Origin of the sequence: Sphingomonas colocasiae (genome assembly GCF_019880585.1) — a bacterium.
Classification (GTDB): domain Bacteria; phylum Pseudomonadota; class Alphaproteobacteria; order Sphingomonadales; family Sphingomonadaceae; genus Sphingobium_A; species Sphingobium_A colocasiae.
In genome coordinates, this window is the sequence record NZ_JAINVV010000014.1 from 1 (window position 1) to 15,130 (window position 15,130).

General features: G+C 64.8%; 15 protein-coding genes. 9 read left to right on the forward strand and 6 right to left on the reverse strand.

What is annotated here, in order from left to right; genetic code table 11:
• Positions 1-222: 222 nt before the first annotated feature.
• Positions 223-1,227 (reverse strand): histone deacetylase family protein, encoded by a 1,005-nt coding sequence (locus K7G82_RS26695; RefSeq protein WP_222993080.1) that lies wholly within the window; start codon positions 1,225-1,227, stop codon positions 223-225.
• Positions 1,228-1,416: 189 nt separating this feature from the next.
• On the opposite strand from K7G82_RS26695, the gene K7G82_RS26700 reads away from it, so the two are divergent.
• Complete coding sequence (locus K7G82_RS26700) at positions 1,417-2,118, forward strand: esterase/lipase family protein (protein ID WP_222993082.1); 702 nt, start codon at positions 1,417-1,419, stop codon at positions 2,116-2,118.
• 132 nt (positions 2,119-2,250) lie between these two features.
• On the opposite strand, the gene K7G82_RS26705 is transcribed toward K7G82_RS26700, so the two are convergent.
• Genes K7G82_RS26705 through K7G82_RS26715 form a run of 3 tightly spaced genes read right to left on the reverse strand, consistent with a single transcriptional unit; the run spans position 2,251 to position 5,023 of the window.
• A complete protein-coding gene (locus K7G82_RS26705; RefSeq protein WP_222993084.1) occupies positions 2,251-2,547 on the reverse strand; it encodes a putative quinol monooxygenase in 297 nt (98 codons plus the stop codon).
• 5 nt (positions 2,548-2,552) lie between these two features.
• A complete protein-coding gene (locus tag K7G82_RS26710) occupies positions 2,553-2,954 on the reverse strand; it encodes an acyl-CoA thioesterase (RefSeq protein WP_222993086.1) in 402 nt (133 codons plus the stop codon).
• A gap of 11 nt (positions 2,955-2,965) precedes the next feature.
• On the reverse strand, positions 2,966-5,023 hold the full coding sequence (locus K7G82_RS26715; protein ID WP_222993514.1) for a S9 family peptidase: 2,058 nt from the start codon (positions 5,021-5,023) through the stop codon (positions 2,966-2,968).
• A 155-nt stretch (positions 5,024-5,178) separates the two neighbouring features.
• Here K7G82_RS26715 and K7G82_RS26720 point away from each other — a divergent pair, with 155 nt between their 5' ends.
• A complete protein-coding gene (locus tag K7G82_RS26720) occupies positions 5,179-6,972 on the forward strand; it encodes an aminopeptidase P family protein (RefSeq protein ID WP_222993087.1) in 1,794 nt (597 codons plus the stop codon).
• 107 nt (positions 6,973-7,079) lie between these two features.
• On the opposite strand, the gene K7G82_RS26725 is transcribed toward K7G82_RS26720, so the two are convergent.
• Positions 7,080-7,940, reverse strand: coding sequence for a metal-dependent hydrolase (locus K7G82_RS26725; protein ID WP_222993089.1), 861 nt, complete (start codon positions 7,938-7,940; stop codon positions 7,080-7,082).
• Positions 7,941-7,982: 42 nt separating this feature from the next.
• Here K7G82_RS26725 and K7G82_RS26730 point away from each other — a divergent pair, with 42 nt between their 5' ends.
• From K7G82_RS26730 to K7G82_RS26750, 5 genes are all read left to right on the forward strand, one after another.
• A complete protein-coding gene (locus tag K7G82_RS26730; protein ID WP_222993091.1) occupies positions 7,983-8,567 on the forward strand; it encodes a TetR/AcrR family transcriptional regulator in 585 nt (194 codons plus the stop codon).
• 55 nt (positions 8,568-8,622) lie between these two features.
• Positions 8,623-9,663 carry a GTPase ObgE gene (obgE, locus tag K7G82_RS26735; protein ID WP_222993093.1) on the forward strand — a complete coding sequence of 347 codons (1,041 nt, stop codon included), beginning with the start codon at positions 8,623-8,625 and terminating at the stop codon, positions 9,661-9,663.
• A complete protein-coding gene (gene proB, locus K7G82_RS26740; protein WP_222993095.1) occupies positions 9,648-10,796 on the forward strand; it encodes a glutamate 5-kinase in 1,149 nt (382 codons plus the stop codon). The genes obgE and proB overlap by 16 nt, the downstream gene beginning before the upstream one ends.
• Positions 10,793-11,704 (forward strand): SDR family oxidoreductase, encoded by a 912-nt coding sequence (locus K7G82_RS26745; RefSeq protein ID WP_222993097.1) that lies wholly within the window; start codon positions 10,793-10,795, stop codon positions 11,702-11,704. Before proB ends, K7G82_RS26745 begins: the two co-directional genes overlap by 4 nt.
• A 102-nt stretch (positions 11,705-11,806) precedes the next feature.
• Positions 11,807-12,922, forward strand: coding sequence for an endonuclease/exonuclease/phosphatase family protein (locus tag K7G82_RS26750; protein WP_222993099.1), 1,116 nt, complete (start codon positions 11,807-11,809; stop codon positions 12,920-12,922).
• On the opposite strand, the gene K7G82_RS26755 is transcribed toward K7G82_RS26750, so the two are convergent.
• Positions 12,919-13,455 (reverse strand): Pycsar system effector family protein, encoded by a 537-nt coding sequence (locus K7G82_RS26755; protein ID WP_222993101.1) that lies wholly within the window; start codon positions 13,453-13,455, stop codon positions 12,919-12,921. The two genes, K7G82_RS26750 and K7G82_RS26755, sit on opposite strands and share 4 nt — an antisense overlap.
• Before the next feature lie 114 nt (positions 13,456-13,569).
• Here K7G82_RS26755 and K7G82_RS26760 point away from each other — a divergent pair, with 114 nt between their 5' ends.
• Positions 13,570-13,812, forward strand: a complete 243-nt coding sequence (locus K7G82_RS26760) for an acyl carrier protein (RefSeq protein WP_222993102.1) — start codon at positions 13,570-13,572, stop codon at positions 13,810-13,812.
• A 112-nt stretch (positions 13,813-13,924) separates the two neighbouring features.
• Positions 13,925-15,127, forward strand: a complete 1,203-nt coding sequence (gene spt / locus K7G82_RS26765; protein WP_222993113.1) for a serine palmitoyltransferase — start codon at positions 13,925-13,927, stop codon at positions 15,125-15,127.
• Positions 15,128-15,130: the final 3 nt, after the last annotated feature.

Sequence of the window (15,130 nt, forward strand, 5' to 3'; positions counted from 1 at the left end):
GGACGAGGACGCGCCGATTTTCCAGGTGGCGGACATCGGCCTGGTCGGCGACCTGTTCAAGGTTGTCCCGGAACTCACCGGCAAGCTGTAATCAACATCTCAGCCCCTCCCTTTCAAGGGAGGGGTTCGGGGTGGGTGCGCTGCCGTCAGGCAGCGCTCGCGAAGCGAAGTGTTCCCCACCCCAACCCCTCCCCTGAAGGGGAGGGGCTCATTCTTCCCGCATCAAAACCCGCTGAGGAAACTCGCGACATTGCGCCCGAGCGCATCGGTGGCGTAGCCGCCCTCCATCACCACCACCAGGGGTAGTCCGGACGCGGCGATGCGCCGCGCGAGCGCCGGATAATCCTCGGTCTTCAGCTTGAACTGAGAGATCGGATCCTCCTCGAAGGTATCCGCACCGAACGAGACCAGCAGCAGATCCGGGCCGAACGCCGCGATCGCTTCCATCGCGGTCTCCAGCGCAGGCTCATATTCCGCCAGCGTCGTGCCGCGCGGCAGCGGCAGGTTGAGCGTCGCGCCCTCCCCCGTCCCTTCGCCGCGCTCGTCGGCATGGCCCCAATAGAAGGGATAGTCGGTCACGGGGTCGGCGTGGATCGAGACGAACAATATGTCATCGCGATCGTAGAAGATGTCCTGGGTGCCATTGCCGTGATGATAGTCGATGTCGAGGATCGCCACCTTCGCGACGCCCGCATCGCGTGCCGCCTGCGCAGCGACCGCAACATTGTTGATGTAGCAATAGCCGCCCAGATAGTCGGCGCCGGCATGATGCCCCGGCGGCCGGCACAGCGCAAAGGCGATCGATGCGCCGTCAAGCACCTCATGCGTCGCCGCCAGTGCCGACTGCGCGCCCCAATAGACGCTGTCCCAGGTATCGGCGGTGATCGGGGTGGACGCGTCGAAGCTGAACAGGCCGAGCTGCGCGTCGATCCGTTCAAGATCCAACGGCCGCCGGCGCGCGATCGGCCAGGTATAGCCCACCGCGTCGCCGCTGCGCCCCGCCGCGATCCAGCGCGCATGGGCGTTCTTCAGGAAATCGATATAGGCGGCGTCGTGCACGCGCAGAATCGGCGCCTCGCCACGATCCGCCGGCGCCACGGTGCCGGCCAGCGCGCCCAGCATGTTGCGGGCGCGGCCCGGATGCTCGGCATAAGGGACGAAGCCGCCATTGTGCAGCTCCTGCTCGGGCGCGTGATCGAGTTCGCGCGGATCGAAGAACAGTTTCATGCCCCCATCCTAGAATGATCTGCCGAAAGGATGGAACCGGTTTTCCGCCGGATTGGCCCGATCGCGGCGATCAACGGCCCGGCGCAGCGGCGCGATCGGTAGTCGGCCGAAACTTCATCACAGATTGATTTCCTTCATGTGACGGAACCGTGACTCGATTTGGAAAGTTTTTTCGGTCATAAAACTGTCATGGACGCGCTTTCGCCCTCTCTTACGGCCTCGCCGCCGCCGTTCGCCAAGCTGCTTGGCGAAATGCGCGTGCTGAACGAGATCCGCCGCGGCTGGCGCTACGGCCCGGCGATGGCGACCGACCATGACGGCGAAGGCCGCCCGGTGATGGTGCTCCCCGGCTTCCTGGCGGCGGACGGATCGACGGTGATGCTGCGCCGGACGCTGAAAGCCGCGAATTTCAGGACCTATGGCTGGGGCGAAGGCCGCAATTTCGGCGTGAAGGCCGATATTCTCGAACGGCTCGACCGCCGGCTCGACTATATCCAGCGCGAATGCGACGCGCCCGTCGCCCTGATCGGCTGGAGTCTCGGCGGCCTGATCGCGCGCGAATATGCAAAGCACGCGCCCGACCGCATCGATCGCGTAATCACCATGGGCAGCCCCTTTTCAGGGGATCTGCGCGCCAACCATGCCTGGCGACTTTACGAACTGATCAACCGTCATCCGGTCGATCAGGGGCCGCTTACCGTCAATCTTACCGAAAAGCCGCCGGTGCCGACCTACGCCTTGTGGTCGGAGAATGACGGCATCGTATCGCCGCTGTGCAGCCGCGGGCTGCCGCATGAAAGCGATCGCGCCTGGCAGGTGGGCTGCGGCCATCTCGGCTTCACGACCTCGCCGGATTCGATCCACGCGATCTTCGAGGCGCTGGACGCCTGAGGGTTCGAGGGCTGGATCAAGCTTCTCTCTGTCATTCCCGCGAACGCGGGAATCCAGCTTTTCCGTGAAACATCAGAAAGAAGAAGAAGCTGGATTCCCGCATGCGCGGGAATGACAACAGGTTTCTTAACCTCAAAGCGGCACCGTTTCCGCACGATGGATCACGATCTCCGGTGGTTCGGACGCATTGGCACGGGCATAGGCGGCGAAGGCGCGTGAGGCCGGAACCTGGAAATGCGCGCGGAGCGCCGCTTCGTCGTCCCAGAATTCGACGAAGACCAATCGGCACGGATCCTCGCAATCGACATGGACATTGTGGGCGATACAGCCGGATTCGGATCGGGAGCGCCGGCAATGTTCGAGGCAGGCGGCGAGCATCGGCCCGTGCGTCGCGGCCAGGGTGTGGATGGCGCCGGTGACGATGATCATGGCTTCTACTCCTTTCCCCCCTCGATGAAATTGGCGGCGACCTCGCGCGGCACGCGGCCGATCCGGCCCGTCGCCTTGTCGATCATGGCCCAGGTCGTCTTCGCGCGGACCTTGGCCTTGCCGTCGGGGCCGGTGAATTCGATCATCCGGTCGAACCGCGCGCCACGCGGCCATTCGGGCACCCAGGTCCGCGCGGTCACCGCCTCGCCCATGACGACATTGCCAATATAGTCGATTTCATGGCGGACGACGACCCAGACATAGGCGTCGACATGCTCGGCCGCCGCCGCATAACGCCAATGCGCGGTCGCGATGTCCTGGATCCAGCGAACCCAGACGGCATTGTTGACATGGCCAAGCTCGTCAATGTCGTCGGCGGACGCGGTGACGGACCAGGAAAAACCCATGGCTGCGCCCCCTATTCCGCGTCGCCGAGCTGCCAGAGCACGAAGGCGTAGGTTTCCGCATCCTCGCGCAGACTGTCGAACCGGCCCGACTTGCCGCCATGCCCCGCCCCCATATTGGTCTTGAGCAGCAGCACATTCTTGTCCGTCTTCGTCGCGCGCAGCCTGGCCGCCCATTTCGCGGGCTCCCAATAGGTCACGCGCGGATCGTTGAGCCCGCCCGTGATCAGCAGCGGCGGATAGGCTTTGGCGGCGACATTGTCATAGGGGCTGTAGCTGCGGATCAGCTCGAACGCCTTCTTGTCGGTGATCGGATTGCCCCATTCGGGCCATTCGCCGGGGGTCAGCGGCAGGCTGTCGTCGAGCATGGTGTTGAGCACATCGACGAATGGCACGTCCGCCACCACGGCGCCCCACAGATCGGGATCGGTATTGGCGACCACGCCCATCAGCTCGCCGCCCGCCGATCCGCCATTGATCGCGATATTGCCCGCCCTGGTGAAATCGGCGGCGATCAGCCCCTTCGCCACATCGGCGAAATCGTGGAAGGTGTTCCAGCGCGCCTCCGCCTTGCCCTGAAGGTACCAGTTATAGCCGAGATCGTCGCCGCCCCGGATGTGCGCGATGGCGAAGGCATAGCCGCGATCGAGCAGCGAGAGCCGCCCGGTCGAGAAGCTGGGCGGGATCGCATAGCCGTACGCGCCATAGGCATAGAGGAAGAGCTTGCCGGTGCCGTCCTTGCGGAAGCCCTTCTTGTAGACGACCGAAACCGGCACCTTGGCGCCGTCGCGCGCCGTCACCATCAGTCGTTCGGTCTCGTACTGTCCGGGGTCGTAGCCCGACGGGATCTCCTGCACCTTCAGTGTCGTCAGCCCGCCGGTCGCGGGATCATATTCATAGGTGGTGCGCGGCGTCACCATCGAGGAGTAGGACAGGCGATAGACGTCGGGATCATATTCGGGATTGCTCGACAGCCCCGCCGAATAGCTCGCCTCGCTGAACGGAACCCGGCTTTCCCTGCCGTCATAGGTTCTGAGCACGACCTGATCGAGCCCGTCGACACGTTCGGAAATGACGAGATGTTTCGCGAAGGCGGCGAAGCCGGTCAGATAGACGCGATCCGATCCGGCGATCACCGTTTTCCAATTGCCCGGGTCCTCGGGATCGACCTCCGCCAGTCGGAAATTCACATGGTCGTCATTGGTGAGGATCCACAGCTTGCCATGCGCCGAATCGACCGAATATTCGCGCTTCACCTTGCGCGGCGCGATCAGCAGGGGTTCGGCGAGCGGGTTCGACGCGGGCAGCAGCCGCACTTCGCTGGTCTGGTTGTCGCCGGTCGCGAGCACGATCCACTGGCGATCCTGCGTCTCGTCGATGCCGACCTGGAAGCCGATATCCTGTTCCTCGTAAAGGACCGTGTCGGTCTTCGGATCGGCGCCGAGCACATGGTGCAGCGCCTTGTAGGCGCGCCACTGCTCGTTCACCTCGGTATAGACTAGGCTCTTCGAATCCGCGGCCCAGGCGACATCGCCGTTCACCTGCGTGCTGATCGTCTCCAGCTCGCGTCCGGTCGCGATCTCGCGGATGCGCAGCGTATAGCGTTCGGATCCGTTGTCGTCGGCGCCATAGGCCATCAGCCGGCCATCGGGGCTCACCTCCAGGATGCCGAGGCGGAAATATTCCTTGCCTTCGGCTTCCCTGGGTTCGTCGAACAGCACTTCGTCCGCGCCGCCCGCGACCGGCCGACGATAATGGACGGGATATTGCGCGCCGGTCTGGTAGGCGAGCCAGTAAAGCCAGTCGCCGTCCTTTTGCGGAACCGAGGAATCATCCTCCTTGATCCGGCCCTTCATCTCCTGGAAGATCGTTTCCACCAGCGCCGCGCGCGGTTTCATCCGCGCCTCGAAATAGGCGTTCTCCGCCTTCACATAATCGAGCACATCGGCATCGTTCACCTCCGGATAGTCCTGATCCTTCAGCCAGAAATAGGGATCCTGGATCGTGACGCCGTGGCGGGTGTAGCTGTGCGGCCGCTGCTCGGCGACGGGGGGCTTGATCGGATCGGTCATGGTGTCTTTCTGGGCTTGAACGGGTGCGGCGAGCGCGATCGAGAGAGTGGCGGCGAATGCCAGGCGCATGGTCGGTATTTCCCGTTGCGGCGGGTGGCAAGGCGGTCGCCATCGCCCTATGTTGATGCCCATCAATAGAAATCAAGGATCACCGCATGTCCACCCACGAAGCACGCCTGCAGGCGCTGCGCGAGCAGTTGAAGCGCGACCGGCTCGACGGCTTCGTCGTTCCCATTTCCGACGAGCATATGAGCGAATATGTCGGCGATTATGCGCAACGTCTTGCCTGGCTGACCGGCTTCCAGGGTTCGGCCGGCTCGGCCGTGGTGCTGCCCGAGGAAGCCGCGATCTTCGTCGACGGCCGCTATACGCTGCAGGTGCGCGAGCAGGTCGACGGCAATCACTGGCAATATGTAGGCGTGCCGCAAACCAGCGTCGCCCAATGGCTGGGCGAACATGCAAGCGAGGGCGCGCGGATCGGTTATGACGCCTGGCTGCACACCCGCGCCTGGGCCGAACAGGCATCGGCCGCGCTCGCCAGAAAGGGCGCAACCCTGGTGCCGGTCGACACCAATCCCGTCGATGCGGTGTGGCCCGACCGGCCGGAACCGAGCACGGCCAGGCTGGTCGTCCAGCCGCAGGAACTGACCGGCAAGGGCGCCGGCGAAAAGCGCCAGGAGATCGCGGACTGGCTGCATGCGCACAAGGCGGACGCCGTCATCCTGTCGGCGCTCGACTCGATCGCCTGGACCTTCAACATCCGCGGCAAGGATGTCAGCCGCACGCCCGTGGCGCTCGCCTATGCCGTGGTGCACGGCGACGCGACCGCCGATCTCTACGTCGCGCCCGAGAAGATGGCAGAGGATGTCGCCCAGCATCTGGGCAATGCGGTGCGCGTGCATGACCGTGCGGCATTCGCCCGCGATTTCGCGGCACTGGCCGGCAAGACGGTGGTGGTCGATCCGGAGCGCGCCGTGGCCGCGATCTTCGCCGGCCTCGATCGCGCCGGCGCCGACGCCGTCGCGCTGCGCGAACCGACCGTGCTGGCGAAGGCGATCAAGAATCAGGTCGAGATCGCAGGCCAGCGCGCGGCCCAAGCACGCGACGGCGCGGCGCTCAGCCGCTTCCTCCACTGGATCTCCGTGGAAGCGCCCAAAGGCGGGCTGACCGAATTGTCGGCGTCCGACCGGCTGGAAGCGTTCCGCAAGGAAACCGGCAAGCTGGAGGATCTTTCCTTCGACACGATTTCGGGCGCCGGCCCCAATGGCGCGGTCGTCCATTACCGGGTGAGCGAGGAGACCAACCGCCCTATCGAGACCGACTCGCTCTATCTGGTCGATTCAGGCGCCCAGTATCGCGACGGCACCACCGATGTGACGCGCACCGTGGCGATCGGCATGCCGACCGCCGAGATGCGCGACCGCTTCACGCGCGTGCTCAAGGGGCACATCGCGCTGGCCATGGCGGTCTTTCCGCAGGGCACGCGCGGCGGCCAGCTCGATACGCTGGCGCGGCAATATCTGTGGGCAGCGGGCCTCGACTACGCGCATGGCACAGGCCATGGCGTCGGCAGCTTCCTGGGCGTGCATGAAGGGCCGCAGCGCATCGCCATGTCGGCGGGCGGCCAGGCCGGCACCGATGAACCGCTGCGCGCGGGCATGATCCTGTCCAACGAGCCCGGCTATTACAAGACCGGCGAATACGGCATCCGCATCGAGAATCTGGTGCTGGTCGAGGATCGCGACGTGCCCGGCGCGGAAAAGCCGATGCTCGGTTTCGAAACGCTCACCTTCGCCCCGATCGAACGGCGACTGATCGACGTCACGATGCTGTCACCCGCCGAACGGCAATGGGTCGATAGCTATCATGCGAAGGTGCTGGCCGTGGTCGGCCCGCAGCTCGACGGCGAGCCGAAGGCCTGGCTCGAGGCGCAGTGCGCGCCGCTTTGAGGGCAACCATTCCTGTCATTCCCGCGCACGCGGGAATCCAGAAGATGTCGATCGTAGCGCTCTACGTCACTGGATCCCCGCTTTCGCGGGGATGACATTGTGATGGATCAGGCGGGCGCCGCGCCCTTGGGGATCACGGCGTCGGGATAATCGCTGTCCGCCAGCGCGATCAGCGAACGATCGTCATGGTTCCAGGGGTGGAAACCCGGCAGGAAGAATGCCGACCAGGACGGGATCAGCTTGCGGACGACGCCGGGGCTGCCAAACCAGAGCCACAGGATGCGCATCGCGGCGCGCGGCCCTTCGATGCCGTCCTGCTTGAGCAGGTAAAGCATGCCCTGGAAGCGCTTCTTCCAGAATTCCTTGCTGACCAGCAGCATCATGATGGTCTTGACCTTCCAGCGCTTCCAGCGCGACCAGTCGCGCGTGGCGTGCAGCCAGGTGTCGTAAGCGACGCCCTTGTGCTCGATCTCCTCGATCGCGTGCCACTTCCACATCGCGACCAGTTCGGGATCGGCGCCCTCCCAATAACGAGGCTCCTTGAGCATCTTCTGCGCCATGATCGCGGTATAATGTTCGAGTGCCATGGTGACCGCGAGATTCAGGATCTGCGGCCGATCCTTGGTGAGCTCCAGCGACTGGGCGACGACATCTTCGAGATGGGCAATATCATAGCCGGCGTCGACGACGCGCTTGTTGAACGACACATGCTCGCGGCTGTGCATCACCTCCTGCTTGATGAAGGCGTTGATCTCGCGCTCCAGCTTCGGCGGCACGCCGTCGCGAAAGGCGCGCACGCTCTCGACGAAGAACGCCTCGCCGCGCGGGAATGTGACCGAAAGCGCGTTGTAGAAAGCCGTTGCAATCGGGTCGCCGCGCATCCACCACCGTTGTTGCGTCATGCCGCGTCCAAAACGGCGGTCGCGCGGGGTGATCGTCAGGTCCGTGGGTGTCTTGTCGCGGGTCATGCCAAAGCTCCTTGGACATCGAACTGGACGTTACTGACACAAATGTCAATAGTGCGAAAGAGACTGAGCCCCGAGCATAGCCGCGCCGCCGCGCTCAACGCGGCGCGCGAACTGCTGATAGAGGCGGGACCTCAAGCAGTTACGCTGAAAGCGGTGGCCGGCCGGATCGGGCGGACGCACGCCAATCTGCTCCATCATTTCGGCTCGGCGGCGGGCCTGCAAAAGGCGCTGATCGAATCGCTGGCCGAATCGGTGACCGCCGAAATCGGCGCCGCCGTGTTCCGCGCGCGCGCCGGAGACCATGATCCGCGCGAGGTGGTCGACATGACGTTCGACGCGTTCGACCGCAATGGCGCGGGCGCGCTCGCGAGCTGGATGATCCTGACCGGCAACGAGGATGCGCTCAATCCCATCCTTGATGCGATCCAGCGGCTGGTCGACAAGATTTCCAGCGACCATGCGCACAAGGATCAGTCTTTGCAGGAAGAAACGCTGCATCTGGTGCTGATGGCGCTGGGCGACGCGCTGCTCGGCGCGCCCATGGCCAAGGCGCTCGGCCTGCCGCGCGGCGCGGCGCGCGACCTGGCGACGCGCGCGCTGCTGGCGGCGCATCTGCACGATGATTGAGAGCCCGGCGCAGTAAATAGTGCAATATGCGCCCGTGTTGTCTAACACGCGCGCCATGCATTTTCTGGATCAAGCCAAGATTTTCGTCCGTTCGGGTACGGGCGGCCCCGGTGCCGTCAGCTTCCGGCGCGAGAAATATATCGAATATGGCGGCCCCGACGGCGGCGACGGCGGCAAGGGCGGCGACATCGTGTTCGAAGCCGTGCCCGGCCTCAACACGCTGATCGACTTCCGCTACACGCAGCATTTCCGGGCGCCGCGCGGCAAGGGCGGCGCCGGCGCCAACCGCACCGGCGGGGGCGGCAAGGATCTCGTCATCCGCGTGCCCGTGGGCACCCAGGTCCTGTCCGAAGACAAGGAAGAGGTGCTTGCCGACTTCACCAAGGCGGGCGAACAGGTCGTGTTCCTGCGCGGCGGCGACGGCGGACGCGGCAATGCCAGCTACAAGACCTCGACCAATCGCGCGCCGCGCCAGCACGGCACGGGCTGGCCGGGCGAGGAGCTTTGGGTGTGGCTGCGGCTGAAGCTGCTGGCCGATGCCGGCCTTGTCGGCCTGCCCAATGCCGGCAAATCGACCTTCATCAACGCCGTCACCAACACCAAGGCAAAGGTGGGCGACTATCCCTTCACCACCACCCGCCCGCAATTGGGCGTGGTCCGGCACCGCGACCGCGAATTCGTCGTGGCCGACATTCCGGGCCTGATCGAGGGCGCGGCCGAAGGCGCGGGGATCGGCGATCGCTTCCTGGGCCATATCGAGCGCTGCCAGGTGCTGCTCCATCTTGTCGACGCCAATGGTCCCGATCCGGCCGCCGCTTATCGCACCGTGCGTGACGAACTGGAGAATTACGGCGCCGGCCTGACCGACAAGATCGAGATCGTCGCGCTCAACAAGGTCGATACGCTCGACGACGAACTGACCGAGGCGCTCGCCGCCGAACTGGCGGAGGAGAGCGGCGCGGAAGTGCTGGCGATGTCGGGCGCGAGCGGCCAGGGCCTCGATGCGGTGCTCGACCGGCTGATCGCCGCCATCACCCCGGCCGCCGCCGCCGAGAGCGAAGACGAAGGGGGAGACGGGGAATGGTCGCCGGTCTGAGCGTCGTTCGCAACGACAATCCCCTTTCCCCCGCGGCCTGCCCACGCCTGATCGTCAAGGTCGGTTCGGCGCTGCTGGTGGCACCCGACGGCACCATCAGGCGCGACTGGCTGGCGACGCTCGTCGCCGACATCGCAGCGGCGCACGCCGCGGGCCAGCAGGTCGCGATCGTCTCATCGGGCGCGATCGCGCTCGGCGCGCGCCGGCTGAAACTGCCCAAGGGCGGACGCGCCAGCCTGGAGGACGCGCAGGCCGCCGCCGCGACCGGGCAGATCGCATTGTCGCAAGCCTGGTCGGACCTGCTGGCGAGCCACGATCTGGTCGCCGCGCAGATGCTGCTGACCCTCGACGATCTGGAAGACAGGCGCCGTTATCTCAACGCCAGCGCGACGCTCGACCGGTTGCTGAGCCTGCGCGTCGTTCCCGTCATCAACGAGAATGATTCGGTCGCGACCGCCGAGATCCGTTTCGGCGACAATGATCGGCTCGCCGCGCGCGTCGGGCAAGCCGCCGGTGCGCAGGGCGTGCTGTTGCTGTCCGATATCGACGGCCTCTACACCGCCAATCCCCAGCGCGACCCTGAGGCCCGCTTCGTCGAGCGCGTCGAGCGCATCGACGCCGCCATCTTCGCGATGGCCGATGGCGGCACCGCTTCGGGCATGGGATCGGGCGGCATGATCTCCAAGCTGCAGGCGGCGCAGATCGCCAATTCGGCGGGCACCACGCTCGCCATCGCATCCGGCCATCACGATCATGCCTTGTCGCGGTTTATCGAGACCGGGCACGGCACCGTGTTCCTGCCCGAACGCGCGAAACGCGCGCGCAAGGCCTGGCTGGCCGGGCGGCTGCGCGTGACGGGCAGTATCCAGGTCGATGCCGGCGCCGCCGCCGCGCTCGCCAAGGGCAAGAGCCTGTTGCCGGCCGGCGCGACGGAGGTTTCGGGCATATTCCAGCGTGGCGACGTGATCGACGTGCTCGGACCGGACGGCCGGGCGCTGGCGCGCGGCCTGGCGGAATATGACGCGGCGGACGCCGCGCGCATCGTCGGCCAGCGATCGGACCGGCTGGCGGCGATCCTGGGCTATGCCCCCCGCGCCGCGCTGATCCATTGCGACCATATGGTCCTGCTGTGAGCGTGCTCGCCATCACCGGCGCGACGGGTTTCGTCGGCAAGACCCTCCTCCGCCTCGCGCTCGATCAGGGCCATCAGGTGCGCGCGCTGGTCCGCAAGCCGCAGGATCCCCGCACCGGCGTGACCTGGATCGACGGCGCGCTCGACGATCCCGCCGCGCTCGGCCGGCTGGTCGACGGCGCCGACGCGGTGATCCATGTCGCCGGCATGGTGAACGGCGCCAACCGCGCGGCATTCGAGGCATGCAATGTCGGCGGCACGCTGGCGGTGGCGAATGCCGCGAAGGCGGCGGGCGTCCGCCGCTTCATCCATGTCTCGTCGCTCGCCGCGCGCGAACCGCAGCTCTCCGACTATGGCTGGTCCAAGGCGCGCGCCGAGGATGCGCTGGCCGCCAGCGGGCTCGACTGGACGATGGTGCGTCCGCCCGCGATCTATGGGCCGGGCGATACCGAGATGCTCGACCTGTTCCGCATGGCGCGCCGTGGCCTGATGCTGCTGCCGCCCGGCGGCAAGCTTTCCGTCATCGAAGTGAGCGATCTCGCGCGGCTGTTGCTGGCATTGGTCGCGGATCGCGGATCGATCGCGGAGATCTACGAAGCCGATGACGGCGCGCCCGATGGCTGGACGCATGAGGGCTTCGCCCGCGCGATCGGCTGGGCGGTCGACAAGCGCGTCACCACCTTCGCCACCCCCAAGGCGCTGCTCAAGACGGCGGCGCGGCTGGACAAGCTCTTTCGCCGGTCACGCGCCAAGCTGACGCCCGACCGGGTCGACTATTTCTGCCATCCGGACTGGACGGTCGATCCGTCCAGGCGCCCGCCCGCCACGCTCTGGGAACCGCATGTCAACACGCGCGGCGGCCTGAAGACGACCGCAGCATGGTATCGCCGCGCCGGCTGGCTGGGCTGAGATCAGGCAGGATCGGATGCATCGGCACTGGACGGCGCACGTCATGGCGCTATGAAACCGGCGGGAAGCTGACACTCTTCCTGACCACGGCGAGGTTCGACCATGCCGCAATACAGCCTGCTCAAGACCCGCATTGCCGCCGCCGACAGGACGCGGGTGGTTGCACATCTCCAGCGACTGATCGCCCAGCTCGACCGCGACATTCCGGACAAGGACAGCGAGCGCAACCTGCTCCTCGCGACCTGGAATATCCGCGATCTCGGCAAGGTTGATGGCTGGGGCCATGGCAAGCGGCTGCCGGAAAGCTTCTTCTACATCGCCGAGATCATCTCGCGCTTCGATTTCGTCGCGGTGCAGGAAGTCAACGAACTCGACGACTGGGACAGGATCATGGACATCCTGGGGCCCAACTGGGATTTCATCGCCACCGACGTTACCCATGCCAAGCTCGGCGGCAATGGCGAACGGCTGCTCTACGCATTCGACAAGCGCAAGGTATGGTTCCAGAAGATCGCGGGCGAGATCGTGCTGCCCAGCAAGATGCTGGTGACGGGTGCTACAGCCGGCAGCGACGAGGCGCTGTTCAAGGGCAAGCAATTCCGGCGCACGCCATTCATGGCGCGATTCCAGTCGGGCTGGTTCAAATTCGATATCTGCACCGTGCACATCTATTATGGTGAAACCTCGGGCGCGGCCTTGCAGGAACGCATCCAGGAAATAGACCGCATCGCCAAATATCTCGCCGACCTGGCGAAGCTGAACGCGAAGAAGGGCGGACGGGCAATGATCCTGCTCGGAGATTTCAACATCGTCCATCCCGAACACGAGACGATGCAGGCGTTGAAGGCGCATGGCTTCAGGACGCCGCGCAAGCTGGATGCACCCAGCAATCTCGATCGCACCAAATATTACGATCAGATCGCCTTTCTCGCCGACCCTTCCGTGATCGACTATATCGACGGCGGCGGCGCGGGCGCGCGCAACGCCGGCATCTTCGAGATTTACGAGAGCATCTTCAGGTCCGAGGATTTCGGCGACTACAAGGATCATGCGGCCGCCACTAAGGAAGGCCGTTCCGTCTCCGCCGAGAAGCTGCCGACCTATTATGCGGATGAATGGCGGACCTGGCAGATTTCCGACCACAAGCCGCTCTGGGTGCGGCTGAAGGCGAACGAGGCCGAGAAATATCTGAAGGCGCTGGCCGAAATCCCCGACTAGATGGGTTTCCAGCCGAGATAGACGACCAGGATGAAACTCAAGAAGGTCACGGTCAGCCCCACCAGAAAGGTGCGATAGGCAAGGCCGAGATAGCGGTATTTCTTGGCCTGCAGCACCTGCCCGTTCTGATGGATATCCCGCAGCATCAGCCGATAGATCCGCTCGTCATCATCCAGTGCATCGATCACACGATCGGCGAATTCATCCTCGTCAAGCTGCGTGAAGACCCCGAAGAACAGGATATTGGCCTTGCCCTTGGGCTTGCCGGATACCGAAGGCAGTACCGCGAACACCGCGAGCATCGCGGAGACGAAGGAGAAAAAAGCCAGCAGCATCAGGGGGATCGAGAAAGTGCCGCTGCGCGCCTGGCCCACGGAGATGGTGAAGACCACGAAGGTCGCGCCCATCAGGATCGACGCCTTCTGATCGGCCATCTGGCTCAGTTGCAGGGTCAGTTGCTGGGCGGTGCGGATCAGGTGGATCGCATTGGGCGAAAAGGCCCGCTTGGCCCCCGGTTCCTCCTCTGCGCCCATATTCCCCATGGCCCGAACTATGGCATGGCCGCTTTGCCCTTTACAAGCGACGGAAATGCCGCCTTTCCGCCGCAATCCATTGGCATTCGGGCCAGGCGCGATTAAGGATTCCAGATGAGCGACAGACAGCAGATTTTCGATATCGTCGCGGCGCAGATCGCGCCCTTCAACAAGAAGGGGATCGATCTGGCCGAGACCACGACCTTCGCCGGCGACCTTGAATGGGACAGCCTGACCGTGATGGATTTCGTCGCGGCGGTAGAGGACGAATTCGATATCGTCATCACCATGAACATGCAGGCCGAGATCGAGACTGTCGGCCAGCTCGTCGATGCGGTGGGCAAGCTGAAGGCCTGATCACCCTGTGCGTTGCCCCGATGGCGCGCCGGTTTCGTGACCGCCGCCGCCGGGGCATCGATTCCTGATGCAAAGCGACTCCGGCACCTGCCGGCATGACGGGATTCAAGAGATGACCGACCTCTTCTCCAAATTCGACCCGCTGATCCAGCAGCGCGAGGCGCTGCTCGCGACCGGCGTGAAGGATCCGTTCAGCCTCGTCATGGAGGAAGTGAAGTCGCCGACCGTCGCGATCTGCAACGGCCGCGAGACCATATTGCTCGGCACCTACAACTATATGGGCATGACGTTCGACGACGACGTCATCGCCGCCGGCAAGAAGGCGCTGGAGGAATTCGGATCCGGCACCACCGGCAGCCGCGTGCTCAACGGCACCTATCAGGGCCACCGCGACGTCGAGCAGGCGCTCAAGGACTTCTACGCGATGGACCATGCCATGGTCTTTTCGACCGGCTATCAGGCCAATCTCGGCATCATCTCCACCATCGCCGGCAAGGGCGACTATATCATCCTCGACATCGACAGCCATGCATCGATCTATGACGGGTGCAAGATGGGCGATGCCGAGATCGTCGCCTTCCGCCACAATGATATCGAGGCGCTGGAAAAGCGGCTGAAGCGGCTGCCGCCCGAAGCCGGCAAGCTGGTCGTGCTCGAGGGCGTCTATTCGATGCTGGGCGATGTCGCGCCGCTCAAGGAGATGATCCGCGTCTCCAAGGAAGCGGGCGCGATGATACTGGTCGACGAGGCGCATTCGATGGGTTTCATCGGCCCCAATGGCCGCGGCGTCGCCGAGGATCAGGGCGTGCTCGACCAGGTCGATTTCGTGATCGGCACATTCTCCAAGAGCGTCGGCACGGTCGGCGGCTTCTGCGTCTCCAATCATCCCAAGTTCGAGATATTGCGGCTGGTCTGCCGCCCCTATGTCTTTACCGCCTCGCTGCCGCCCAGCGTGGTCGCGACCGCCGCCACGTCGATCCGCAAGCTGATGCATGGATCGAACAAGCGCGCGCATCTGTGGGAAAACAGCCGCAAGCTGCATGGCGGGCTCAAGGCATTGGGCTTCACGCTCGGCACCGACGAACCGCAATCCGCGATCATCGCGGTGATCATGCCCGATCTGGAGCGTGGCGCGGCGATGTGGGAAGCGCTGCTGGCCGAAGGACTCTACGTCAATCTCGCCCGCCCGCCCGCGACGCCGGCGAACATGACGCTGCTGCGCTGCTCGCTCTGTGCGGAACATAGCAGCGAACAGGTCGACCAGATTCTCGGCATGTTCGCGGCCGCCGGACGCAAGGTCGGGATCATCGGCTGACGC

Bases quoted from the DNA above. Each gene is read 5' to 3' on its own strand.
- K7G82_RS26695 (WP_222993080.1), bottom strand. From the start codon at position 1,227: ATGAAACTGTTCTTCGATCCGCGCGAACTCGATCACGCGCCCGAGCAG.
- K7G82_RS26700 (WP_222993082.1), top strand. From the start codon at position 1,417: ATGGACGCGCTTTCGCCCTCTCTTACGGCCTCGCCGCCGCCGTTCGCC.
- K7G82_RS26705 (WP_222993084.1), bottom strand. From the start codon at position 2,547: ATGATCATCGTCACCGGCGCCATCCACACCCTGGCCGCGACGCACGGG.
- K7G82_RS26710 (WP_222993086.1), bottom strand. From the start codon at position 2,954: ATGGGTTTTTCCTGGTCCGTCACCGCGTCCGCCGACGACATTGACGAG.
- K7G82_RS26715 (WP_222993514.1), bottom strand. From the start codon at position 5,023: ATGACCGATCCGATCAAGCCCCCCGTCGCCGAGCAGCGGCCGCACAGC.
- K7G82_RS26720 (WP_222993087.1), top strand. From the start codon at position 5,179: ATGTCCACCCACGAAGCACGCCTGCAGGCGCTGCGCGAGCAGTTGAAG.
- K7G82_RS26725 (WP_222993089.1), bottom strand. From the start codon at position 7,940: ATGACCCGCGACAAGACACCCACGGACCTGACGATCACCCCGCGCGAC.
- K7G82_RS26730 (WP_222993091.1), top strand. From the start codon at position 7,983: ATGTCAATAGTGCGAAAGAGACTGAGCCCCGAGCATAGCCGCGCCGCC.
- obgE (WP_222993093.1), top strand. From the start codon at position 8,623: ATGCATTTTCTGGATCAAGCCAAGATTTTCGTCCGTTCGGGTACGGGC.
- proB (WP_222993095.1), top strand. From the start codon at position 9,648: ATGGTCGCCGGTCTGAGCGTCGTTCGCAACGACAATCCCCTTTCCCCC.
- K7G82_RS26750 (WP_222993099.1), top strand. From the start codon at position 11,807: ATGCCGCAATACAGCCTGCTCAAGACCCGCATTGCCGCCGCCGACAGG.
- K7G82_RS26755 (WP_222993101.1), bottom strand. From the start codon at position 13,455: ATGGGCGCAGAGGAGGAACCGGGGGCCAAGCGGGCCTTTTCGCCCAAT.
- K7G82_RS26760 (WP_222993102.1), top strand. From the start codon at position 13,570: ATGAGCGACAGACAGCAGATTTTCGATATCGTCGCGGCGCAGATCGCG.
- spt (WP_222993113.1), top strand. From the start codon at position 13,925: ATGACCGACCTCTTCTCCAAATTCGACCCGCTGATCCAGCAGCGCGAG.